The 21,997-nt window shown below is 72.1% G+C and carries 19 protein-coding genes; 6 read left to right on the top strand and 13 right to left on the bottom strand.

The annotated features are described in order from the left end of the window. Positions 1 to 9 precede the first annotated feature (9 nt). The 3 genes from ACWEQG_RS06230 to ACWEQG_RS06220 are packed head-to-tail and all read right to left on the bottom strand — an operon-like array spanning position 10 to position 2,062. On the bottom strand, positions 10 to 555 hold the full coding sequence (locus ACWEQG_RS06230) for a hypothetical protein (protein ID WP_452282216.1): 546 nt from the start codon (positions 553 to 555) through the stop codon (positions 10 to 12). Next, on the bottom strand, positions 552 to 1,310 hold the full coding sequence (locus ACWEQG_RS06225; RefSeq protein WP_452282214.1) for a MerR family transcriptional regulator: 759 nt from the start codon (positions 1,308 to 1,310) through the stop codon (positions 552 to 554). Before ACWEQG_RS06225 ends, ACWEQG_RS06230 begins: the two co-directional genes overlap by 4 nt. 41 nt (positions 1,311 to 1,351) lie before the next feature. After that, positions 1,352 to 2,062 carry a M50 family metallopeptidase gene (locus ACWEQG_RS06220; RefSeq protein WP_452282874.1) on the bottom strand — a complete coding sequence of 237 codons (711 nt, stop codon included), beginning with the start codon at positions 2,060 to 2,062 and terminating at the stop codon, positions 1,352 to 1,354. A gap of 89 nt (positions 2,063 to 2,151) precedes the next feature. On the opposite strand from ACWEQG_RS06220, the gene ACWEQG_RS06215 reads away from it, so the two are divergent. Continuing rightward, a complete protein-coding gene (locus ACWEQG_RS06215) occupies positions 2,152 to 2,646 on the top strand; it encodes an N-acetyltransferase family protein (protein WP_452282212.1) in 495 nt (164 codons plus the stop codon). Here ACWEQG_RS06215 and ACWEQG_RS06210 read toward each other — a convergent pair. The 6 genes from ACWEQG_RS06210 to ACWEQG_RS06185 are packed head-to-tail and all read right to left on the bottom strand — an operon-like array spanning position 2,643 to position 8,848. Next, positions 2,643 to 3,671 (bottom strand): JmjC domain-containing protein, encoded by a 1,029-nt coding sequence (locus ACWEQG_RS06210; RefSeq protein ID WP_452282210.1) that lies wholly within the window; start codon positions 3,669 to 3,671, stop codon positions 2,643 to 2,645. The two genes, ACWEQG_RS06215 and ACWEQG_RS06210, sit on opposite strands and share 4 nt — an antisense overlap. A 6-nt stretch (positions 3,672 to 3,677) precedes the next feature. Further along, complete coding sequence (gene asnB, locus ACWEQG_RS06205; protein ID WP_452282209.1) at positions 3,678 to 5,906, bottom strand: asparagine synthase (glutamine-hydrolyzing); 2,229 nt, start codon at positions 5,904 to 5,906, stop codon at positions 3,678 to 3,680. Continuing rightward, on the bottom strand, positions 5,906 to 7,348 hold the full coding sequence (locus ACWEQG_RS06200) for an MFS transporter (RefSeq protein WP_452282207.1): 1,443 nt from the start codon (positions 7,346 to 7,348) through the stop codon (positions 5,906 to 5,908). The genes asnB and ACWEQG_RS06200 overlap by 1 nt, the downstream gene beginning before the upstream one ends. Further along, a complete protein-coding gene (locus tag ACWEQG_RS06195) occupies positions 7,349 to 7,834 on the bottom strand; it encodes a hypothetical protein (RefSeq protein WP_452282205.1) in 486 nt (161 codons plus the stop codon). Further along, complete coding sequence (locus ACWEQG_RS06190) at positions 7,831 to 8,100, bottom strand: PqqD family protein (RefSeq protein ID WP_363470670.1); 270 nt, start codon at positions 8,098 to 8,100, stop codon at positions 7,831 to 7,833. Before ACWEQG_RS06190 ends, ACWEQG_RS06195 begins: the two co-directional genes overlap by 4 nt. A 28-nt stretch (positions 8,101 to 8,128) precedes the next feature. Continuing rightward, entirely contained in the window at positions 8,129 to 8,848 is a 720-nt protein-coding gene (locus ACWEQG_RS06185) for a class I SAM-dependent methyltransferase (RefSeq protein ID WP_452282204.1), read from the bottom strand. A 608-nt stretch (positions 8,849 to 9,456) separates the two neighbouring features. Between ACWEQG_RS06185 and ACWEQG_RS06180 the strand changes: the two genes are divergently transcribed. Further along, complete coding sequence (locus tag ACWEQG_RS06180; RefSeq protein ID WP_452282202.1) at positions 9,457 to 10,548, top strand: magnesium and cobalt transport protein CorA; 1,092 nt, start codon at positions 9,457 to 9,459, stop codon at positions 10,546 to 10,548. 9 nt (positions 10,549 to 10,557) lie between these two features. On the opposite strand, the gene ACWEQG_RS06175 is transcribed toward ACWEQG_RS06180, so the two are convergent. Further along, positions 10,558 to 12,996 carry a protein kinase domain-containing protein gene (locus ACWEQG_RS06175; RefSeq protein ID WP_452282200.1) on the bottom strand — a complete coding sequence of 813 codons (2,439 nt, stop codon included), beginning with the start codon at positions 12,994 to 12,996 and terminating at the stop codon, positions 10,558 to 10,560. A 233-nt stretch (positions 12,997 to 13,229) separates the two neighbouring features. Continuing rightward, positions 13,230 to 14,558: a hypothetical protein gene (locus ACWEQG_RS06170; RefSeq protein ID WP_452282198.1), complete on the bottom strand. Its 1,329-nt coding sequence runs from the start codon at positions 14,556 to 14,558 to the stop codon at positions 13,230 to 13,232. Between the two features lie 205 nt (positions 14,559 to 14,763). Between ACWEQG_RS06170 and ACWEQG_RS06165 the strand changes: the two genes are divergently transcribed. After that, positions 14,764 to 16,977, top strand: a complete 2,214-nt coding sequence (locus ACWEQG_RS06165; RefSeq protein ID WP_452282196.1) for a thiamine pyrophosphate-dependent enzyme — start codon at positions 14,764 to 14,766, stop codon at positions 16,975 to 16,977. Positions 16,978 to 16,987: 10 nt separating this feature from the next. On the opposite strand, the gene ACWEQG_RS06160 is transcribed toward ACWEQG_RS06165, so the two are convergent. Continuing rightward, positions 16,988 to 17,509, bottom strand: a complete 522-nt coding sequence (locus ACWEQG_RS06160) for a hypothetical protein (protein WP_452282194.1) — start codon at positions 17,507 to 17,509, stop codon at positions 16,988 to 16,990. Positions 17,510 to 17,826: 317 nt separating this feature from the next. On the opposite strand from ACWEQG_RS06160, the gene ACWEQG_RS06155 reads away from it, so the two are divergent. Continuing rightward, on the top strand, positions 17,827 to 19,023 hold the full coding sequence (locus ACWEQG_RS06155) for a sensor histidine kinase (protein ID WP_452282192.1): 1,197 nt from the start codon (positions 17,827 to 17,829) through the stop codon (positions 19,021 to 19,023). Beyond that, entirely contained in the window at positions 19,020 to 19,724 is a 705-nt protein-coding gene (locus ACWEQG_RS06150; protein ID WP_452282190.1) for a response regulator, read from the top strand. The genes ACWEQG_RS06155 and ACWEQG_RS06150 overlap by 4 nt, the downstream gene beginning before the upstream one ends. A 49-nt stretch (positions 19,725 to 19,773) precedes the next feature. Here ACWEQG_RS06150 and ACWEQG_RS06145 read toward each other — a convergent pair whose 3' ends face one another. Further along, the gene (locus ACWEQG_RS06145) at positions 19,774 to 20,364 is read right to left on the bottom strand and encodes an SACE_7040 family transcriptional regulator (RefSeq protein ID WP_363468569.1); all 591 of its coding nucleotides are present in this window, start codon (positions 20,362 to 20,364) and stop codon (positions 19,774 to 19,776) included. A gap of 46 nt (positions 20,365 to 20,410) precedes the next feature. Between ACWEQG_RS06145 and ACWEQG_RS06140 the strand changes: the two genes are divergently transcribed. Next, positions 20,411 to 21,985, top strand: a complete 1,575-nt coding sequence (locus ACWEQG_RS06140) for a carboxyl transferase domain-containing protein (protein WP_452282188.1) — start codon at positions 20,411 to 20,413, stop codon at positions 21,983 to 21,985. Positions 21,986 to 21,997: the final 12 nt, after the last annotated feature.

Raw genomic sequence — 21,997 nt, 5'->3', positions numbered from 1 at the left:
CCGGACAGGTCAGGGGGCGGGCTCGCCCGTGGTCGTCGTGGTGAGCGCGGCGACGGCCCGGACCGCGGCCGCGGGATCGTCGGCGAAGAAGCGCACCCGCCGGACGGCCGTCGCCGGGCGTGCCGCCTGCCAGGGACGGCGCGGAGGGGACACCTCGATCGGTTCGCGCAGCTCGACCACGAGGTTGGTCTGGGACGAGACCGCGAGGGCGAGCTCGCCGTCCGTGAGGCGCAGGAGCCTCTTCTCGTCGTAGCGGCGGTCGACGCGCGCCGACGCGACGAGTCGAACGGGGACGTCCACGCTGAACAGCCGGCCGTACCGCAGGCGCAGCGCGTCCGGCGAGACGGTGTGCGGCCGGCGGGCGCAGCTCACCATGACGCCGAGGACGCCGAGGGCCGACGCCGCGTCGAGGGCCAGGATCACCAGGCACGGCGCGTCCGGCAGCCCGAACCGGCGCAGCAGCAGGTCCATGGCCACGGTCTCCAGGACCAGTACGACCAGCAGCACCGCCATCGTCGGCGTCTGCTCCCGGCTGTAGCCGATCGCGTGCCTCACGACGCCGCTCCGTCGGCGAGCAGCATCATGGCCCGCCGCGCGACCTCGGCCTGCGCGGGGGACAGATCGGCGAGGAACGCCTGGGCGAACGGGTCGCCGGCGGCGGGCATCGCGGAGGCCAGCGAGGCGGCGAGCTCGCGGGGCAGGTGGGCGGCGAGGTCGGCGGCGAGGGCGGCCACCCGCGGGTCGGCGGGGTCGGCGCCGTCCAGCTCCGCCAGCCTCCGGTGCAACGCCTCGGCCCGGGCGACCGCATCCGGTGTGGTCATGGGCCGCATCAGCTCCAGCAGGCGATCCCGGTCCTCCGGGTCGGCCGCCGCGTCGAGGAGGGCGAGCAGTTCGGCCTCGGCCGCCGCGAACGGGGAGTCGCGCACGGGTTCGAGGCACCGCAGGAACTCGGCCATCGCCGGCGAGACGGCGTCGTCCGGTGACGGCGACTCCTCGCTCAGCAGCGCGGCGAGCCGCCCGCGCCTGGCCCTGATCGCCGCCTCCTGCCGGGCGAGGTCGGCGTCCAGCTCCAGCAGGATCTCCCGTAGTTCCCGGGCGGAGTCGCCGGTCAGCACGTCGCGCACCTCGTCAAGCGACAGGCCCAGCTCGGTCAGCCGGCGGGCCCGGGCGAGCAGGAGCGCGTCGCGCAGGCCGTACTCCCGGTAGCCGTTGCGCCGCCGCGACGGTTCGGGCAGCACGCCCTGGTGGTGGTAGTGCCGCACGGTGCGGGTGGACACCCCGACGAGCGCGGCCAGTTCGCCGATCCGCATGCCCCCATTAGAGACGTTGACGTCGCGGCAAGGTCAACAGCTCACAGAGGCAGCCAGCGGGCCGTGAGCAGAAAACCGCCGTAGACGAGCGCGGCGGCGGAGACGAGCAGAAACAGCAGCACCCAGAACGTGCCGGGCACCCGGGTCAGGCGGGCGAGCTGGTCGGCGTCGGAGTCGGGCGCGCGTCCGACGCGCCGCTTGCTCTGCAGTTCGAGGATCGGCCGTACGCCACCGAGCAGCAGGAACCACGCGGCGACGTACGCGCAGGCCGACTGGACGTCGGCCGGCGCGAACCAGGACAGCGCGAAGACCGCGCCGCCCACGGCGAGCAGCGACACGGCGCCGAAGAAGTTCCTGATCATCAGCAGCATGCACGTCAGCAGCGCGAGCACGCCCCACAGCAGCATCGTGATCCGCCCGTCGGCGACGAGCCGGGCCGCCCCCAGCCCGATCAGCGAGGGCGCGACGTACCCCGCCGCGGCTGTGGCGATCATGCCGGGCCCCGTGGGCCTGCCTCTGGTGAGCGTCACGCCCGAGGTGTCCGAGTGGAGGCGGATGCCCCGCAGCTTGCGCCGGGTCAGCACCGCGACCAGCGCGTGGCCTCCCTCGTGCGCGATCGTGATCAGGCCGCGGGAGATGTGCCACGACGCCGGGTAGGCGACGACGATGAGGGCGGCGAACCCGGACAGGACGACCAGCCAGAGCGGGGGCGCGACCTGGACGGCGGTCAGGTGGTTCCACAGGGCCTTCAGGGGGGTCACCCCCGGAATCGTACGGCGGCCGCCCCCCGGCCGCGGACACGCCCACCACCCCGGCCGGCGTTGATCGGTACACTCCGGGCATGCCCATCGCCGAGCGAGCCGTCACCGTCGGTCCTGCGGAGCCGGCGGACGCGGAGTCCGTCAGGAGCATCCTCGCCGAGTCGTGGGGCGGCCCTCACGTCGCCGTTCACGGCGAGCTCATCGACGCGTCCGCGCAGCGAGCGCTCCTCGCCAGGGTGGAGGGACGGCCCGTGGGACTGCTGACGTACCGGGCGATTTCGGACGTCGAATGGGAGATCGTGACACTCGACGCGACCGAGGCCGGGCGGGGTGTCGGGCGGGCACTGCTGGACGGGGTGCGCGCCGAGGCGGAGCGCGCGGGCGTCCGGCGGCTCTGGCTGGTCACCACGAACGAGAACACCCGCGCCCTGCGCTTCTACCAGCGGTACGGGTTCGACCTGGTGGCGGTCCACCGCGACGCGGTCGAGGCCGCGCGCGGGCTGAAGCCCTCCATCCCCACCCGCGCCGACGGCATCCCGATCCGTCACGAACTCGAACTCGAACTGCTCCTCTAGCGTGCGGGCTGAGACGGCGCCTGGGGCGGCACCACGTTCAGCATGCGCGCGAACCCGAGAGAGCGGCGGAACGAGCCCTGGGTCTCCTGGTAGGGATCGAGCGCCTGGTCGCGCTCGCCCAGCAGGTCCTCCGGGGTGAGGCGGGCCAGCCGCGCCCCCGCCTCGCGCAGCGCGCGTTCCACGTTGGCGCGCGCGTCGGGAGTCAGTTCGCCGTCCGCGTCCGTCCAGACCAGCTCGCGCCACTCGTCGAGGTCGAGCAGGCCGCGCCGCACGGCGTGCTGGACGAGATCGAGCCAGGTGGGCTGTCCGAGCGTGATGTTGATCGAGAGCGTCGCCTCGCCCGAGGCGGTGCAGTGCCACAGGCCGCGCGGGAGGAAGAGCATCGAGCCGGGGCGCAGCACGACCTCCCGGCCGTCGGGCAGCCCTTCGGCGGGGGGCTCACCCGTCCAGACGCGCTGGACGCCCTCGGGCAGGTACGGATACTGGGCCAGGTCGTAGTGCTGGATCGGCAGTGTGGTGTTCTCGTTCTCCCGGACCCGCCACACCTTCTCGCCGGCCACCTGGAAGACGAAGTTGACGTACGCGTCGAAATGCACGGGGAAGCCGCCGCCGTGCTTGGCCGCGTAGACGATGCCCTTGGCGACCGTGCCCCCCGGCAGGCCGAAGAACTTCCGCGCGGCGGACACCAGGTGGGACATGCCGGGCAGGAAGAAGTGCGCGAAATCCATCTCCAGGGCGGCCCCCTGCTCGTACCACGCGAGTGCCTCGTCCGGAGGGACCAGGAAGCGGTCCGTGATCCCGCCGGTGGCGTCGACGACACAGGGGCCCACCACCATGACGGGGTTGTCGTACACCGCGAGCACGTCTTCCAGGCTGGTCATGGCCCGTCCGCCGGTGAGGGCGGCCAGCCGCTCGGGGGAGCCCTCCGCCGTGACGAACCTGCCCGGCCAGTACTCCTGCCGGAACTTCTCGATGCCGCCGACCGGTTCGAAGAGGAGGTCGAGCGCCTCGGTGGTGTCGTTCATGGCCTCTCAGCTTTCTGTGAGTTCGGCGAGTGCGTAGCGCAGCAGCGATTCGGCCGCCGTCTCGACCTGTTCCTGCGGAATGCCGGTCGAGCCGGCCAGTTCGGCGATCGTCCGGGGTGCGGTCAGGGCGCGCAGCACGTCGAAGAGCGCCGGGTCGGCCTCCCGCGTGACCTCGTACTCGATCGTGCCGGCCCGCGCGATCAGGAGCGTCTCCTGCCCGTCCTGTCCCGGGCCGTGGGGAGTCAGCAGGACGACGTCCCCGAGGAGGCCGACGACGGTGTCCGCGCCGATCCGCGGCCGTGACTCCCGCACCCGGGCCCGTACGGTCTCCTCGTCCACGCCGGGGGAGGCGGACAGGGACGACGCGGGGGCCTGGAGTGTGCCGCCGGCCGGCCGTGCCCGCCCTCCGGGGGACGCGAGCACCGTCTCCAGGGCGCCGAGGGAGATCAGGCGCAGGACCTGCTCCAGGCCCGCCCCCAGCGGATGGTCGAGCGCGTGCCGGATCGCCGACCGCAGCACGTCCGGGTCGAGGACCGTCCCGGAGACGGCTCCGGCCGTCGCGGCCTCGACCAGCGTGTCCCCGTGCCGGGTCAGCAGGTTGCGCAGCATGGCGAGGGCGACGGTGCGGTCGGCGGCGTAGAAGAACGGGGCCTTCCCGCGTTCGGCGATCTCGGGCGGCACGAGGCCGCGCACGGCGTCGCGGAGTATCCGCTTGTCGTCGAGGAGGACCGGGCGCAGGCGGGCCGGGAGGCGGATCGAGAACTCCACCAGGTCGACATCGAGGAAGACCGGCCTGCTCTCCGCGGCGTACGCCGAGGCCACGCGGTCCTCGTGCCAGCAGTTGAACCGCTGGAGATCGGCCGCCTTCCCCAGGATGTAGCCGTCGTAGGGATCGCCGGCCCGCCCGCCGAGCCGCCCGGCCAGCCATTCCGTGCGCAGGCAGGGGCCCACGGCCTCCTCCAGCGAGCCGTACGAGCCGGGGAGCGCGTCGAGCAGGGAACGCCGCTCGCGGGACGCGAGCGCCGCCTCGAACCCCGCCCACGAGCCGTCCCCGGCGAGGTTGACGACGGTGGAGTAGCCTCCGTTGAACTCGTCGCTGCCCTGGCCGGTGAGTATCGCCTTGAAATCCATCCCCGCGGCCCTGGCCGACGCCAGCATGAGCAGCTTGTAGAACTGCTCGGGCCCCGCGAGCGGCGTCTCGGCGCACCGGAGGACCCACAGCCAGTCCTCCGCGGTCAGGCCGCGTTCGACGTCGCAGGTGTCGACCCAGTGCAGGTCGATGCCGAGCTTGCGCGAGGTGCCCACGGCCGCGGCGAAGTCGCCGCTCTCCACGGTGCTCGGGCTGAGCACGGTCCACGCCGTGAGCTGCCGTTCCCTGGCCGCCAGCGCGGCCACGGCGACCGAGTCCACCCCACCGCTGAGGAAGACGGCCATGGGCGTCTCGGTCATGCAGGAGCGCCGTACCGCCTGCTCGAACAGCCGGCGGTACTCGCGCGTGTACGCCTCCGGCTCGCCCGTCGCGGCCGGTTCGGGGACGGCACCGACAGGGGGCCGCCAGTGCTCCCACGCGCGTTCCTCGCCCGTGCGGAGGTCGATCGTCACTCCGCCGCCGGCGGGCACCGTGCGGGCGTGCAGGAAGTACGTCTGGTCGGTCTGCGTGGAGACGCCGCCGGTGATGGTGAACGAGGAGTCGCGCAGCGCCCGGCCCCAGTCGGGGGTGGCCGGGGTGCCGCCGGCGAACAACCCCTTCAGCTCGGACGCGACGTGGATCCGGTCGCCCAGCCGCGAATAGTAGAGGGGCTTGACGCCGAAGGGGTCCCTGACCAGGTGCAGCTCGTGGCGCTCCCGGTCGAGCAGGCACGCGGCGTACATCCCCCGCAGCATCGGGAAGACCTTCTCCCGGTGCTCGGGGAACAGGTCGTGGACGACGGCGCAGTCCGACGTGCCGGTGACCGGCCGTCCGGGATGGCGCGCGCGTAGCTCGGCGTGGTTGTAGATCTCCCCGTTGACCATGGTGAGCAGCCGGCCGTCCCGGGAGGCGAACGGCTGCCGCCCGTCGGCCAGCCCGAAGACGGCCAGCCGCGCGAACCGCAGCGCGTGCCCGGCGCCGTCGGCGGCGTGGTCGCCGTCGGGTCCGCGGTGCGCCATGGCGCGGATCATCCGGTCGGCCGCCGCCCTGTCCTCGTCGTCCAGAACACTGCCGCCGATCGCGAACACGGCCGCGATGCCGCACATCACTCCACCTCCTGAACCGCCATCGGCCGTGCCGCGAGCGCCCCGGCGTGCCGCTGATCCGGCCGGCGCTCCGCGCGGCGTGCCAGCAGCAGGGCCACCAGGAGCAGCAGGGCCGAGATGACGAGCACCCATCGGTATCCCGCGGTGTCGAAGCCGCCCGTGCGGCCGTCCTCGACGAGCCGCCCGAAGGCCGCTCCCGCCAGCCCTCCGGGGAGGAACTGGGCGAGCTGGAAGAACCCGGCGAAGGTTCCCGTGTCGCCCTCGGGCATCGCCCGCATGCCGAGCTTGTTGAGGCCGGGCGTCAGGAGGACGGAGCCCACCGACGACAGGACGAGCGCGGGGACCGCCAGGTAGAGCATCGTGCCCGGCCCGCCGGGCAGGAACAGCAGGATCGCCGCGATGACCAGCACGACTCCCACGCTCAGGGACTTGGACAGGTCGGCGTCGGACCGGCGTCCGCCCCACCCGCCGAGCGACACCCGGATGATCGCCGAGGCGAGCAGCAGCGCCCCCGCCAGCCCCGCCGGAAGCTGCCCCGACTCCCGCAGGTGGCTGGGCAGGAAGAAGAAGACGGCGTTGACCGCGGTGAAGACGATGAACCCGCGCACCATCGCGACCAGGAAGTCCCGGTGCAGGAACAGGGAACGCGGGGCGAACCGCCGGTCGTCGGCCGCCCGGCTCTCCAGCAGGCGGAAACACGCCGCCGCCACCGCCAGCACCGGCAACCAGGCGTACCCGCGGCCGGACGCCCACTCGCCGGGCATCAGCAGCGCCTGCACACCGACGACCATCACGGCGAACAGCACGGCCGCGGCCAGCGGGAGCCGCACGGTGCCGCCGCCCTCCGGAGGGCTCGCGGGGATCAGGACGAGCGAGGCGATCGCCGCGAGGATCCCGACGACGCACATGAACCAGAAGATCATCGGCCAGGCGCCGAACTGGAGGATGAGCCCGCCGATCCCCGGGCCCACGACGTTGGCCGCCGCGATCACCGAGGCCATGATGCCGAAGGCCCATCCGCGCCGTTCCTCCGGCAGGACCTGCCGGATGATCACCGACTGCGCGGGGACGATGAACGCGTCCGCCAGCCCTTGCAGCGCCTGCCAGCCGAGCCACAGGCCGAAGGTGCGGGTGGTCGCACTGCCCACGGCCGAGACCAGGAACAACGCGAGTCCCGTGAGGATGAGCGTGCGGGGCCGTACGGACCGGCAGAGCCGGCCCAGGGTCGGCATGCCGACCCCCAGGGCGGTCCAGAAGACGACGTGCCGCCACTGCAGCGACTCGTATCCCACCCCGAAGGCCCGGACGAGGTCCGGCTGGGCGAGGTTCAGCATGGACGTGCTCATCACGCTCGCGATCACCGCGGCCGAGGTCGCCAGCACGATGAGACGGGCGGGGTGGGGCGTTCGCGCCCGGGCTCCCTCTCCTGCCCGCGAGCTCATCTACACCCCTTCCGTCTCGTCCGGTGTGAGTTCGGCGATCTCGTGGGCGCCGTCCGGGGTGACCACCGCGCGGATGCCCTGCAGCGAGAGCTGCCGTGTGGCCAGCAGCGCCGCGTAGGAGCGGATCTCCTCGATCGGGACGCCGAACAACGCGGCCGTCTCGATCTGCCGGTCCGCGTACCAGACGCGGCTGCGGATGCGGTATCCGGGCCTGTCCGTGAGCTCCGCCACGTCGACCTCGTCGTAGAGGAGCCGGCGGCCGGCGGCGAAGCGCTCGGCCGCGAGTTTGAGCCGTTCCGCCGCCGGGAGCCGCGCCAGCTCCGCGTACAGGCCCAGCTCCTCGTACGGCCGCTGAACCCACTGGGCCAGGTCCTCGGTGCCGCGGCCCGTGTCCCTCGCCAGCGCGATCAGCAAGGCGATGTAGTTGACCATTCCGTTCGCGCGCGAACGGGCGAGAGACTGATAGTCGACGCCGCCGGCCGTCACGGCGAGACGATTTTCACGACATTGAACTCGACGAGTTCCGAGGCGGTGCCGATCACGTCCGGAAGGCAGTCGTCGAGGCTTATCTGATATTCGCGGGTAACGGCTTCGGCCACCTGCTTGAGCGACCTTTCGCCGTCGAACTGACTGAAGATGAAAGAGGCCACCTCGTTGAGGGAGATGCCCGGGTCGATCACCATTCCCTTGAGATATCTCCGGGTTTCGACGCCGGGTGCCGGAGCGACGATCGTGTCGGCGGTGATGGCCACGGAACGGTCCTTTCGCTGTGGACGGCGATCAGCGGGGTTTTCTTATTACGAGTTCCCAGGAAACGGCTCCCAGCTCCTTCTCGCTCACCGCCGGGAGTGACCGCCCGGGCGGGAGGTCGTCGATGGCCGACATGACGTCCTCCTCCTCTAGGACGAAATCCCGCAGCGTGAATTCCGGCACTCCTGCGGATTGGACGAGTGCGGCCACGGCGGCGCGGTCGACGCTTTCCTCGAAGGCCTCGGCCACGAATCGGAAATACTCCGGTTCGACCACCGTCTCCTCGATGATCGAACCGGCGTCGCGCCGCGCTCCGTCGGTGTCGGTCAGGTAGAGGAGCCCGCCGGGCCGCAGGACGCGCAGGCACTCCTCCAGGCCGCGTACGGGGTCGGCCCAGTGGTGGAAGCAGGAGTAGGAGACCACGAGATCCGCGTGGCCGTCCGGATAGGGCAGGTCGTGTACGTCGGCGAGGTCGAAGAAGATCTTGCCGGGAGGGTCGAGCCGCTCGCAGGTGGCCCTGGCGATCTCGTGCATCGCGGGATTGATGTCGACCGCGTGGACGACCTCGGCGTGGTCCCTGGCGAGGTACGCGGTCAGGTGGCCCGGGCCGGTGCCCATGTCGATCGCCACCCCGGCCCGCGAGCCGAGGCCGTGAATCCTCGAAATGCGGGCGGAAAGGACCGGGTAGACATACCACTGGTACTTCTCGACGAACTCGGCATAGGTCTTGCACTCGGCTGCAGTGATCACTGGGGTCCTTTTGACGAGCTGGGACGGGGGATTTCACTGCGGCATATCCGGTGACGGAAGTATGCCGGGCAAAGGGCCGGATTCAGCGAATCAGTGGCCGCCGTCGACGACCATGCGGCGCAGCTCGATAACGACCGGCTTCACGTAGGACTTCATGACACACCTCCTCCCCGAGGGCGAGAGCGAATGGTGCGTACGTTTCACATCAGTGGCCGCCGTCGACCACCATGCGGCGGAGTTCGATGACGACCGGCTTCACGTAGGACTTCATGACACACCTCCTCTCGCGATACAGGAGAAGGGGTAATGCCCCGTTTTCGGCTGTCGACGTCCCCCGTCCCAGCTCTGTAAGGATGGTACGAAGCCGATCACAAATCGGTCAAGGGCCTTGTTTGGTTCGATTTTCAACGGTCTGCTTTTCTTTCCGGGCTTTCTCCGGTGGTCACCGGCGTGGCCTCGACTTTCGGCTCGCCGGAGACGGACAGCGCGCGCGGATGTTCGGAGTGTGCCCATGCCGGGTGGCGGGGGCCGGTGCTCGATGTGAGGGCGGTTACCTTCTACGTGTGGCTGAGCGGCGTATGCGTGGACTGCGCGGATTGAGTGGGCTGATGAGGGCGAAACCGGAGCAGGCTCCCGAGCACTCCATGGACCCCCGCGCGGGCGAGGAGGAGACGTTCCGGCACAGCGTGATCGACAACGCCGTGTACGTGGACGGCGAGCGCGTGGCCTCCCCGCTTTCGCTGGGCGACGCGATCGCCGCGCTGCGCGCGCGGCCGGGTGCGATGGCGTGGATCGGCCTGTACCGGCCGGAGGAGGCCGAGCTGATCAAGGCGGCCGAGGAGTTCGGCCTGCACGAGCTCGCCATCGAGGACGCCATCGTCGCCCACCAGCGGCCCAAGGCCGACCGGTACGGCGACACGCTGTTCGTGGTGCTGCGGGCCGCCCAGTATCTCGACCAGCCCGAGAAGGTCGCCTTCGGCGAGCTGCACGTCTTCGTCGGCCCCGACTTCGTGCTGACCGTACGGCACAGCGAGGCGCCCGACCTGTCCAAGGTGCGCCGGCGCATGGAGTCGGACCCCGACCTGCTGCGCCAGGGGCCGCAGGCCGTGCTGTACGCGATCCTCGACGCGGTCGTGGACGGCTACGCGCCGGTGGTCGCCGGGCTGCAGAACGACGTCGACGAGATCGAGGTGCAGGTCTTCGGCGGGGACCCGGCCGCGCCCCGGCGCATCTACGCCCTGTCGCGCGAGGTCATCGAGTTCCAGCGGGCGACCAGCCCGCTGGTCCCGATGCTCGACGGCTTCATCGCGGGCTCGCCCAAATATGGCGTGAACGAGGAGCTGCAGCGCTACCTGCGCGACGTCTCCGACCACGCCATCACGGTCACCGAGCGCGTGGCGGGCTTCCGGCAGATGCTGCAGGACATCCTCGTCGTCAACGCCACACTCGTCAGTCAGCAGCAGAACGAGGAGATGACCAAGCTCACGGCCGCGAGCATCGCCCAGGGCGACGAGGTCAAGAAGATCTCGGCGTGGGCGGCCATCCTGTTCGCCCCGACGCTGGTCGGCACGATCTACGGGATGAACTTCGATCACATGCCCGAGCTGCACTGGCTGCTCGGATACCCCATGGCGATCATGCTCATGGGCGTCGTCTGCCTCACGCTCTACCTGGTCTTCAAACGCCGCGACTGGCTCTGACGAACCGGGTCACGAGTACCTGAACTGGAAGGAGACCTCGAGCCTGCGCCCCATCGTGGTGTCGTCGGCCGTCAGGACGGTCCGTACCGTCTGGCCGTTCAGGCCGGCGACGACGATGGCGTCGTCGTCGCCGTCCCCGGTGGCCTGGCAGACGACGTGCTCGTCGCCGAACCAGGCGTAGACGTACTGACAGCCGGCGGTGAACCGCCGCAGTTCCCGGCCCGTGTCCGCGTCCCAGACGCAGTACGTCCTCGCCGGCCCGGCGCAGGCGGTGAGGAGCGACCGCCTGGAGGGCGCGAACAGGACCCCGACCTCGTCCGCGCGGACGGTGTCGGCGACGGCGCCGACCGCCATGTCGCGCACCGCCGTCCCCGCGCGGTCGAAGAAGCGTATTCCCCGGGCGCCGCCGGTGCCGGTGAGCGCGACCACGCCCTTGTCTCGGGCGTCCCACGTGAACGTCGAGTGAGCGATGGCGGGGTCCGCGACCGTGACGACCCGTGCCTTCGGCTCTCCCACCTCCACCATGACGAAGCCCTTGCTGGTGACCTCGGTGGAACCGGTGAACATGATCAGTGTCAGCAGGACCCTCCGGCCGTCCCTCGACCACTGGATGTTGGTGCCCTGGAGGGGTTGCCGCACCGTCAGCGTCCTGCGGACCTCGCCGGTCTCCAGGTCGATGACGTCGACCGAGTCGTAGCCGTCGGTGAACTCCGTCGGCAGACCCGCCGCGTACCTGCCGTCGGGGGAGACCTCGACCTGGAAGTAGCCCGTCCACTTCCGGAACTTCGCGCCGGGGGAACTCCTCGTGTACAGAGCCTGCGGGCGCCCCTTGGCGTCCGTCACCCGGTACGCGGCGACCGCCACCGGGTCATCCGGGTGTTCGTGGAGCACCGCGGAGACGCCGGGCAGTTCCCGCCCGGCGAGACCCGTCGTGGGAACGGCCTCGTCCCGTGCCGAGGGCGACCGCGGGCCGGAGCCGGGACGGGGCTCGGACTTGCGCTGGAACGTCGTCCCTCCGCCGGCCGCTCCGCCGCTCTTGCCGGAGGTGCCCTGCGGCCGGGGGTCGCTCGGACTCGTGACCGGGGTGGCATCCGTGGCCGGCGTCGGGTTCGCCTGTCCGGCGGGGACGACGGCGAGCGCGGACGCCGGCGGCGAGCCCGGCAGGGACGTGTGCGCCCTGGCCGCCCCCACACCCGGGTCCTCGCCCTGAGGCAGGACGAGAACGGCCGCGGCGACCGCCGCCACCGCGGCGCAGACCGCCGCGACGACCTTGGCGGCCGGGCGGCCCGGGTGCCCATCCGTGTCCGCGGCATCCGTGACATCCGTGAGCGCGTCCATGGCCGCATTCGTGCCCGCATCAGTGGCCGCGTCCGTGGGCGCGGCGACCACGCCCACCGGGCCCGGAGCGGGCGACGGCTCCGTGGTCGTCTCCGGGCGGTCGGCCCGGTCCGGCTCCTGCGCGGATGCCGCCGTGGACGCCGCACCGGCGGCCGCCGGAGGCGCGGACTCGGGCGCGGTTCCCCGCGCCCTCTGGACGAGTGAGGGCGCGGTACCCGGGGCGCTCTCGACGGGCTCGGGCGCGGTCTCGCGAACGCTTTCCCGGGCACTCCCGGAAGTGCTCTCCGGAGCGGGTTCGGGGGCCGACTGCTCGATCAGCGCGTCGATGACCTGCTGGGCGGACGGCCTGCGAGCCGGATCCTTGTCGAGGCAGGACGCCACCACATCCCGCAGCCTGCCCTCGATGTCCCGGATCTCGGGCTGGGCGTTCAGGATCCGGTTGATGACGGCGGGCAGCGACTGGTTCCCGAACGCTCCCGACCCGCTGGCCGCGAACACGATCGTGCCGGCCCAGGCGAACATGTCGGCCGCCGGGCCGATGTCCTGGTTGAGGAACTGCTCCGGCGCCATGTAGGCGGGCGTTCCGATCGGCACGGAGGTCAGCGACGACGTGGTGTCGAGGGCGCGGGAGATGCCGAAGTCGATCACCCGCGGACCGTCGGGACCGATGATCACGTTCGGTGGCTTGAGGTCCCGGTGGACGATCCCGGCACGATGGATCGCCGCGAGAGCGGTGGCCGTCCCGACCGCGAGGCGGGACAGCGCGTTTCCTCTGATGGGGCCCGAGGTGGCGACGCTCTGCTGGAGTGAGGGGCCGTCGATGAACTCGCTCACGATGAACGGCCGGTCGTATTCCACCCCGGTGTCCAGCACCTGGGCCGTGCAGAAGGCGGCCACCCTCTTGGCCGCGGCGACCTCTCGGAGGAACCGCTGGGCGCCGGCGATGTCGCCGGTCAGGTCGGGCCGGATCCACTTGACCGCGACGGGCTGCCCGGAGGGATCGACCGCGTGGTAAACCGTTCCCTGGCCGCCCACGCCAATACGACCGGTAAGTGTGTAACGACCGATTTGTGGCGGGTCTCCCGGCCTTAAAGGTGATATCTCCGGCACACGGTCATTGTTATGGATCGATCCAAGCGGCAGTAGATGTCAATGGGGCAATTGTTATCGGAACGGTGTGCTCACAACATGCGGGCGCGCGCCGAATTCACGCGCCATGACGGACGGCGCGAAGGTGAACGCGCGGTCCCCTGGTGGGGCTGGTCCGGCCGTCCGCGGGACCGCCGGTCGCGGCATGAACCGGCCCGGGGCGTGCGCACGCCCCGGGCCGGCTCACAGATCCCTTAGCGCTTCACGCGCACCCAGTCGCTCCGGCTGGAGGACGGGCCGGCCTCACCGTTGCCGGCGAAGACGACCTTCCAGTAGCCGGACGCCGACGCCGTGGTCTTGCCCCAGAGCTTGCCGGAGCCGTTCGTCCACAGCGTCTTGACGTAGTGCCAGGAGCCGCCGGCCTTCTTGAACCAGACGGTCACCTTCTGGTGGCCGTAGCCCTCCCAGCCGTGGTCCCAGACCTGCAGCTTGCCGCGGAAGGTGAGGTACCTGTGGTACTTCACCGGCTCCGGGGCCGCGTTGAACAGGATCACCCGGGTGCCGGCCCTGGGCGGAGGCACCGGCCGGGGCACGCGGACCGTCACGTAGTCGGTCGCGCTCGCCGAGTACGCCGCTCCGGCGGTCGCCTCGAACTCGGCCCGCCACCATCCGGAGGTCCTGGCCGTGACGTCCGCCGCGAAGCGGCCGCGGGAGTCGGTCCGGTCGGAGGTGACGTACTGCCAGCGGTAGCCGCCGGCCGGCTTGAACAGGATCTTCACGCTCCGCCCGGGGTAGCCGCTCCACCCGGCGAAGCCGGAGATCTCCAAGCGGCCGCGCAGGCGCAGCGTGTCACCGGCGTCGACGGGCTCGGGGGAGGCGTCGAATCCGGTGATGCGGGTACGGCTGGCCGCGGCCCTGACGTCGACGCGGTCGCTGTCGCTCGTCGCGGGCTCGGCGTCGGTGGCGCCGGCGAACTCGGCCCGCCACCAGCCGGTGCTGTCGGCCCTCTCGTCGACGGAGAACCGGCCGTTCCGGTCGGTCGTCACCGAGCCGACCCGGCTGTAGGAGCCGCCGACCGGCTTGAAGGCGATGTCCACCCTCTGGCCGTCGTACGCCTGCCGGCCGGCGCCGTCCAGGTACGTCAGCGCGCCGGTCAGCCTGATCCGGCCGCCCCGCTCGACGACGTCAGGGGAGGCGTCGAAGTCGAGGTCGGTGGTCCAGTGGACCTGGAACTCCTTGCTCGCGGTGCCGCCGTCGGCCCGCACCTGGAGCTTCCAGACGCCCGGCTCGTCCTTGAAGGTGAAGCCGTACTTCGCCGCGTAGACGCCGGGGCCCGCGGGCGCGGGGTCCAGCGGGACGGCGCGGCCGTCGCGGTCGACGAGCCTCGCCGCGCCCTTCTGCGACGCCTTGAAGGTGAAGGTCGCCGTCGTGCCCGAACCGCCGGCGACGACCACGGGATTGGGGGAGACGGTCAGGTCGCTCGGACCCGCTGCCGTCGCCGCGCCGGCGGTGGCCGGGAGCGCGACGAGGACCGCCCCTCCCAGGACCACTGCCGCGATCGCGGCTTGAATGCGTTTCAACATTCCGGTGAACCATCCTTCCCGGTGGTTGAACGCGGCCTGAGGGTGCCACGTCATTCATAACGAGTAGACGGGCGAATACCGGCGACGGTTGAGCGCACTGACCTATCGTCATCGATTTGTGTCAAACGGGAAGATCCATAACCGCTGGCGCACCAAGTTGTCGCTGTGCGGGACGGAGCGTGCATCGTGCGACATAATCGGCCGTGTGGTGCGGGACGTTGTGGAGACGCATTTCGCCGAGGCCGTCGGGGCGCTGACCCCCGGACCCGCCCGGGATCCGGACCTGCCGGTACGGCCGGGCACGGGCCTGACGGGCACGCGGTGCCGTGAACTGTTCGCCGTTCAGCTCGGCAGCCGGCTCCTCGACGTCGCCGCCCGTCACATGCGTGAGCGCGACGAGGGCTTCTACACGATCGGGTCGTCGGGGCACGAGGGGAACGCCGCCGTCGCCGCGGCGCTCCGCGTGGACGACCCCGCGCTGCTGCACTACCGGTCCGGCGCCTTCTACCTGGCCCGTTCCGCCCAGGCCGGCCGGCTGGCGGAGGAGGGGCTGCGCGACGTCCTGCTGGGCATCACGGCGTCGGCCGAGGAGCCGATCGCGGGCGGCCGGCACAAGGTGTTCGGCCACCCCGGCCTCGCCGTCATCCCGCAGACCTCCACGATCGCCAGTCACCTGCCGCGCGCCGTCGGCGTCGGCTTCGCCATCGAGCGGGCGCGCACGCTGGGCCTGCACTCCCCCTGGCCCGGGGACGCCATCGCCGTGTGCGGCTTCGGCGACGCGTCGATGAACCACGCCACCGCGCTGACCGGGCTGAACACCGCCGCGTACGGCCGCCACCGCGGGCTGCAGATCCCGGTCCTTTTCGTGTGCGAGGACAACGGCCTCGGCATCAGCGTGAAGACGCCGCCGGAGTGGATCGAGCGGGCCAGGCACCCCCTGCTGGAGTATTTCCAGGCGGACGGCTGCGACCTGGCCGACGTCTACGACGCGGCGCTGCGCGCCGTCGAGCACGTGCGCGCCAACCGTGCCCCGGCGTTCCTGCACCTGAAGACGGTGCGCCTGATGGGCCATGCCGGTTCCGACGTGGAGATCGGCTACCGCACCCGCCGGGAGATCGCCGCCGACCTGGATCGCGACCCCCTCGTCCGTACGGCGCGGCTGCTGGTGGAGGCGGGCCTGGCCGAGCCCGACGAACTGCTGGCGCGCTACGAGGCCGAGCGCGACCACGTGCTGAAGCTCGCGCTGGAGTGCGCGCGCCGGCCCCGGCTCGCCACGGCCGAGGAGGTGACGGCCCCGCTCGCGCCGCGTCGTCCCGACGCGGTGGCCGCCGAGGCCGTCCGGTCCGCGCCCGCCGAGGCGCGCGAGCGCGCCTTCGCCACCCTGCCGGAGCAGGAGGGCGGGCTGACCGTCGCCCAGGCGGTCAACCGCACGCTGGCCGACGCGATGGCGCTGGACCCCGGGGTCCTCGTGTTCGGCGAGGACGTGGCCCGCAAGGGCGGGGTGTACGGCGTGACCCGCGGGCTGCTGCGCAGGTTCGGGGCGGAGCGGGTCTTCGACATGCTCCTGGACGAGCAGGCGATCCTCGGCCTGGCGCTCGGGAGCGGGGTGTCGGGGCTGCTGCCGGTGCCGGAGATCCAGTACCTCGCCTACGTGCACAACGCCCTCGATCAGATCCGCGGCGAGGCGTCGACCATGCAGTTCTTCTCGCAGGGCGCGTATCGCAACCCGCTGGTCGTAAGAGTCGCCTCATATGCGTACCAAAAGGGCTTTGGTGGACATTTCCACAACGACAACTCAATAGCCGCATTGCGCGATATCCCCGGTGTAATCGTGGCGTCCCCCGCCCGGCCCGACGACGCCGCCGCGATGCTGCGCACCTGCCTGGCCGCCGCCCGCGCGGACGGCAGCGTCTGCGTGTTCCTCGAACCCATCGCGCTCTACCACACCCGTGACCTCTTCGATGAGGGCGACGGCGGCTGGCTCGCGCCGTACGCGCCGCCGGCGCGCTGGGCCGAGACCCACGTCCCGGTCGGTCGCGCGCGTTCCTACGGCGACGGCCGTGACCTGACCATCGTGACCTACGGCAACGGCCTGCGCATGAGCCTGCGGGCGGCGGTGAAGCTCACGGCCGAGGACATGAGCTGCCGGGTGCTCGACCTGCGGTGGCTGTCGCCGCTGCCGGTCGACGACCTCATGCGCGCGGCCGAACTGACCGGCCGCGTGCTGGTCGCCGACGAGACCCGCCGCAGCGGCGGTGTCTCCGAGAGCGTGATCACGGCGCTCGTCGACAACGGCTTCCGCGGCCCGATCAGCCGTGTGACCTCACAGGACAGCTTCGTGCCGCTCGGCCCGGCCGCCGACACCGTCCTGCTGTCGGAGTCCGACATCGAACGCGCCGCCCGGAAGATTCTCTCCTGACCCTCCTGGATCAGCGCCCGCCGGCGGGCGGTGCGGACACGACCAGGCGGTGCCAGCGGAGGAGCCCGGCGAACGTCAGGGCCGCGGTCACCACCCCGCCGGCGACCCGCACCCAGTGGCCGGCCTCGAACTCGGCGGCGACCTCGCGGAGATAGCCGGCCGGGTGGGTGCCGACCGGATCCACGAACATGATCGTGTTGCGCGGCCAGAAGAAGGCGGCGGAGAACAGGAACTCCGCGCAGACGAACACCACGGCGGCGGCCGCGACCCACCAGCGGACCGTGGGGATCCGCCAGGTGAGCAGGGTCGCCGCCACGGCGCCGGTGATGACGGTCAGCCCGAGCGGCGGGAAGAAGTCGGACGGTCCGCCCGCGACGATGAACTCGCGCGCCAGGACGAGCGAGGCGGGCGGATCGCGGAAGATGTTCGGATAGAGCATCACGGTCTCGCCGAGGATGCCTCCCAGCGAGATCATCGAGGCCCAGACGAGGACGGTCAGGACCGCGGTCGTGACCTGCCGCCTGCGAATCATACGAGTCTCCTGACGTGAGGGGTACGGATGGGACGGACTGCGCCGCCGCCTCGCCCCGCGGCAGGAGGGCGTCCCGTCCTCCGGGGGCCGGGATGTCCTCTTTCCGGCGCACAGGAGGTCGTCCTGGAACACGGAAACCGGGGTGGCGTGCCGTGCCGCACGAGGAGACGGCGCACCCGGCACGTTAGGCCGGGCGGAAGGCCCCGGTCTGCCGTGGCGGATCGTCGCGTGGTGTCGCTTCCCGGCGTACGCGCGACCCTGCGGATGTCGCCTCCGGACGAAGGCGGTGGCCGGGAGGCTCTTCCTACACTGTCCCGGTGTGGAGAACGCGAGTGCCCCCGGCCGTGCTCGACGTCGTCGCGGGGGCCGTCGTAACGGCGGTGATCGCCGTCGCGATCGGCGCCAACGTGGGCGGCACGTCGGCGCCCCCGGCAGGCGCCTATCTGGCCGCGCTGGGGTTCGGCGCGCTGCTGACGGTCCGGCGGCGGTTCCCCCTGCTCGTGCTCCTGGTCAGCGCGGCCGGGCTGTTCGGGTACTACGCCGCGGGGCTCCCGCCCATCGGGCTGGCCCTTCCGCTGGCCGCCGCGCTGTACGTCGCGGCCGAGGCGGGACGGGTGCGCTGGGCGGCCGGGACGGCGGTGGTGGTGGCAGGGGTCTCCACCCTCTTCCGCCTGCTGGAGGGAGACGACCCCGCCTTCCTGTTCGGCCTGGAGACGACATCGGCCGTCGCGCTCATGGCCGCGGTGATCGCGCTCGGCGACGGTCGGCGCAGCCGCCGCCTGCTGCGGGCCGAGATGCGCCGCAGGGAGGAGGCCGCCGCGGCCGAGCGGGAGCGGGAGGCGGCGCGCAGGACGCAGGAGGAGCGGCTGCGGATCGCGCGCGAGCTCCACGACGCCCTCGGCCACACCACCACGGTCATCTCGCTCCAGGCCGCCGTGGCGGCCGAGGCCCTCCCCGGCGACCCGTCCGCGGCGGCCTCGGCCGTCGAGGCGATCCGGCAGGCCAGCGGCGAGGCCATGAGGGAGCTGCGCGTCACACTGGGGCTGCTGCGCCGGCCCACCGGCGAGGCCGGAGGGCGGGCGCCGGTCGGCGGGCTCGCGGAACTGGACCGGTTGGTCGCCAGGGTGCGGGCCGGCGGGCTGACGGCGACGCTGCGGATCCTGGGCACGGCGGTGCCGGTTCCGCACGTCATCGACGTGACGGCCTACCGCATCGTCCAGGAGTCGCTGACCAACGTGTTGCGCCACGCCGCCGCGACCACCGCCGAGGTCGTGGTCCGCTACGGGAGGGAGCTGGAGATCACGGTGAGCGACGACGGACGGGGTGGCGCCCCCGGCGGCGGAGGCGAGGGGCTTCGCGGCATGGCGGAACGCGCGGAACTGCTCGACGGGAGCGTGTGGGCGGGCGAGGGCGAGGACGGCGGGTTCCAGGTCCGGGCCGTGCTCCCGCTGGCGGTCCCGGGCCGGGCCGCCCCGCCCGGGACCGCCCGGCTGCCGGCTCCGGCGGCGCAGTGAGCGCCGCCGGGGCGATCCGGGTGGTGATCGCCGACGATCAGCACCTCGTGCGGGGCGGCCTGCGGGCGCTGCTGGAGCGGGCGCCGGACATCGAGGTCGCCGGTGAGGCGGCCGACGGCGAGTCGGCCGTGGGGATGGCGCGGCGCGAGCGCCCCGACGTGGTCCTGATGGACGTACGCATGCCGGGCGTCGACGGCATCGAGGCCACCCGGCGGATCGCCGCCGACGATCGGCTGCGCACCGTACGGGTGGTCGTGCTCACGACGTTCGATGACGACGAGTACCTCTTCGAGGCGATTCGGGCGGGCGCGGCGGGGTTCCTCCTGAAAGACACACCGCCCGACGACCTGCGCGCCGCCGTGCGGACGGTCGCGGCCGGGGACGCGCTGCTGTCGCCCGCGGTGACCGGGCGGGTCATGAGCGCGGCGGCCCTCGCCTTCACGACTGTCGACCCGGGACGGATCGCGGGACTGACCGAGCGGGAACGCGAGGTCCTCGCCCAGGTGGCCACCGGGCTGTCGAACGCGGAGATCGGCGCCGCGCTGTTCATCAGCCCCGCGACCGCCCGGACGTACGTGAGCCGGCTGCTGACCAAGCTCGGCGCCCGCGACCGCGCCCAGCTCGTCGTCGCCGGGTACGAGAGCGGGCTGGTCCGTCCGGGCGGACTGGACCGGAGCGGGACCGCTCACCCTGGCGGGTGACGACCCCCGCCTGCCCGGGCGGCTGACACGGCGGGCCGGCGGCTCGGCGCTAAAGCCGGGACAGCGCGGCGCGGGCCATGGTGCGCAGGAGGTCGGCCATGGCCTCGGGGGCGAGCTCCCCGGCGCTGCGCGGGGTGGAGTTGAGCAGGCCGAAGACCGCGTGCGTGGCGGCGCGCAGCCGCGCGGGCGGGCAGGCGGGGTGCAGCTCGGACAGCACGGTCACCCACTCCTCGGCGTACAGCCGCTGTAGCCGCCGGATGGCCCGCCGGGCCTGCTCCGGCACGTTGTCCAGCTCGCGCTCGTGCACGCGGATCAGCGCGGGGTGATTCAGCGCGAACTCGATGTGCCCGGACAGCAGCGCGTCGAGCGCGGCCTCGGCGGTGTCCGGGTCGGCGGTGGTGGCCAGCCGCGCCCCCTGCTCGCGCAGCCGTTCGCTGATGTCCAGCAGCATCTCGGCGAGCAGGGCCTCCTTGCCGCTGAAGTGCCGGTACAACGCCGGCCCCGACACGCCCACGGCCGCGCCGATGTCCTCGATGGACACGCCGTGGAAGCCGCGTGTCGCGAAGAGGCCCGCGGCGGCGTCCAGGATCTCGGCCCGCCTGTTGCGGGTAGGGGTCTTCACGGTCCTCCCGGTCTTCACGGGACCATGGTAGACGGAGTCTGTTAACGATGACTAACATCGTGGCATGAGCACGAGTGACTGGCCGGCGCTGGAGAGCCGGTGCGACCCGGGCGGCGAGCCGTACAAGCGCAACGCGGAGGCGAACGAGCGCCTGGTGGCGGACCTGCGGGAACGGCTCGCGGCGGCGGCGCGCGGCGGCCCCGAGCGGGCCCGGGCCAGGCACGTTCAGCGCGGCAAACTGCTGCCCAGGGACCGCGTCGACACGCTCCTCGATCCCGGCGGGCGATTCCTGGAGCTGTCCCCGCTCGCGGCCACCGGCATGTACGACGACCAGGCCCCCGCCGCGGGGATCATCACCGGCGTGGGACGGGTCGCCGGGCGCGAGGTCGTGGTCGTGGCCAACGACGCCACCGTCAAGGGCGGCACGTACTACCCGATGACGGTCAAGAAGCACCTGCGTGCCCAGGAGGTCGCCCTCCACAACAACCTGCCGTGCGTGTACCTGGTCGACTCCGGCGGCGCCTTCCTGCCGAAGCAGGACGAGGTCTTCCCCGACCGCGAGCACTTCGGCCGCATCTTCTACAACCAGGCCACCATGTCGGCCCGGGGCATCCCGCAGATCGCGGCCGTGCTCGGCTCCTGCACCGCGGGCGGGGCGTACGTCCCGGCGATGAGCGACGAGGCCGTGATCGTGCGCGGCCAGGGCACGATCTTCCTCGGCGGGCCGCCGCTGGTGAAGGCCGCGACCGGCGAGACCGTCACCGCGGAGGAGCTGGGCGGCGGCGAGGTGCACGCCCGCGTCAGCGGCGTCACCGACCACCTCGCCGAGGATGACCCGCACGCCCTGAAGATCGTGCGGGACATCGTCGCGTCGCTCGGCCCCCGGCCGTCCCGGCCGTGGGAGGTGGCGCCGTCCGAGCCGCCGCTGTGGGACCCGCGCGACCTGTACGGCATCGTCCCCCAGGACACGCGCCAGCCGTACGACGTGCGCGAGGTGATCGCCCGGGTGGTCGACGGCAGCCGGTTCCTGGAGTTCAAGGCCGAGTACGGCCCGACCCTGGTCACCGGGTTCGCCCGGATCCACGGCCACCCCGTGGGGATCGTGGCCAACAACGGCATCCTGTTCGGGGAGTCGGCGCTCAAGGGCGCCCACTTCGTCGAGCTGTGCGACCGGCGCTCGATCCCGCTGGTGTTCCTGCAGAACATCAGCGGCTTCATGGTTGGCAAGGCGTACGAGGCCGGGGGCATCGCCAAGCACGGCGCGAAGATGGTGACGGCGGTGGCCTGCGCCCGGGTGCCGAAGTTCACAGTGATCATCGGCGGCTCGTTCGGCGCGGGCAACTACGCGATGGCCGGCCGCGCCTACTCGCCCCGGTTCCTGTGGATGTGGCCGAACGCCCGTATCTCGGTAATGGGCGGCGAGCAGGCCGCCACCGTGCTCACCATGGTCGGCGACGCCGACGCCGACGAGATCCGGGCGCAGTACGAGCACCAGGGCAATCCCTACTACTCGACGGCGCGCCTGTGGGACGACGGGGTGATCGACCCGGTGGACACCAGGACCGTCCTCGGCCTGGCGCTCGGCGCCGCCGCGAACGCCCCCCTCGAACCCGTAGGCTACGGCGTCTTCCGGATGTGAGGTCGACCTCGT

This window comes from Microbispora sp. NPDC004025 (genome assembly GCF_053604425.1).
Note: the sequence above shows the minus strand (reverse complement) of the source record. Positions and strands in the feature narration are given on the sequence as shown.

Coding starts and splice junctions, on each gene's coding strand:
- ACWEQG_RS06225 (WP_452282214.1), bottom strand. CDS start 1,310: ATGCGGATCGGCGAACTGGCCGCGCTCGTCGGGGTGTCCACCCGCACC.
- ACWEQG_RS06215 (WP_452282212.1), top strand. CDS start 2,152: ATGCCCATCGCCGAGCGAGCCGTCACCGTCGGTCCTGCGGAGCCGGCG.
- ACWEQG_RS06210 (WP_452282210.1), bottom strand. CDS start 3,671: ATGAACGACACCACCGAGGCGCTCGACCTCCTCTTCGAACCGGTCGGC.
- asnB (WP_452282209.1), bottom strand. CDS start 5,906: ATGTGCGGCATCGCGGCCGTGTTCGCGATCGGCGGCAGTGTTCTGGAC.
- ACWEQG_RS06200 (WP_452282207.1), bottom strand. CDS start 7,348: ATGAGCTCGCGGGCAGGAGAGGGAGCCCGGGCGCGAACGCCCCACCCC.
- ACWEQG_RS06180 (WP_452282202.1), top strand. CDS start 9,457: ATGAGGGCGAAACCGGAGCAGGCTCCCGAGCACTCCATGGACCCCCGC.
- ACWEQG_RS06170 (WP_452282198.1), bottom strand. CDS start 14,558: ATGTTGAAACGCATTCAAGCCGCGATCGCGGCAGTGGTCCTGGGAGGG.
- ACWEQG_RS06160 (WP_452282194.1), bottom strand. CDS start 17,509: ATGATTCGCAGGCGGCAGGTCACGACCGCGGTCCTGACCGTCCTCGTC.
- ACWEQG_RS06140 (WP_452282188.1), top strand. CDS start 20,411: ATGAGCACGAGTGACTGGCCGGCGCTGGAGAGCCGGTGCGACCCGGGC.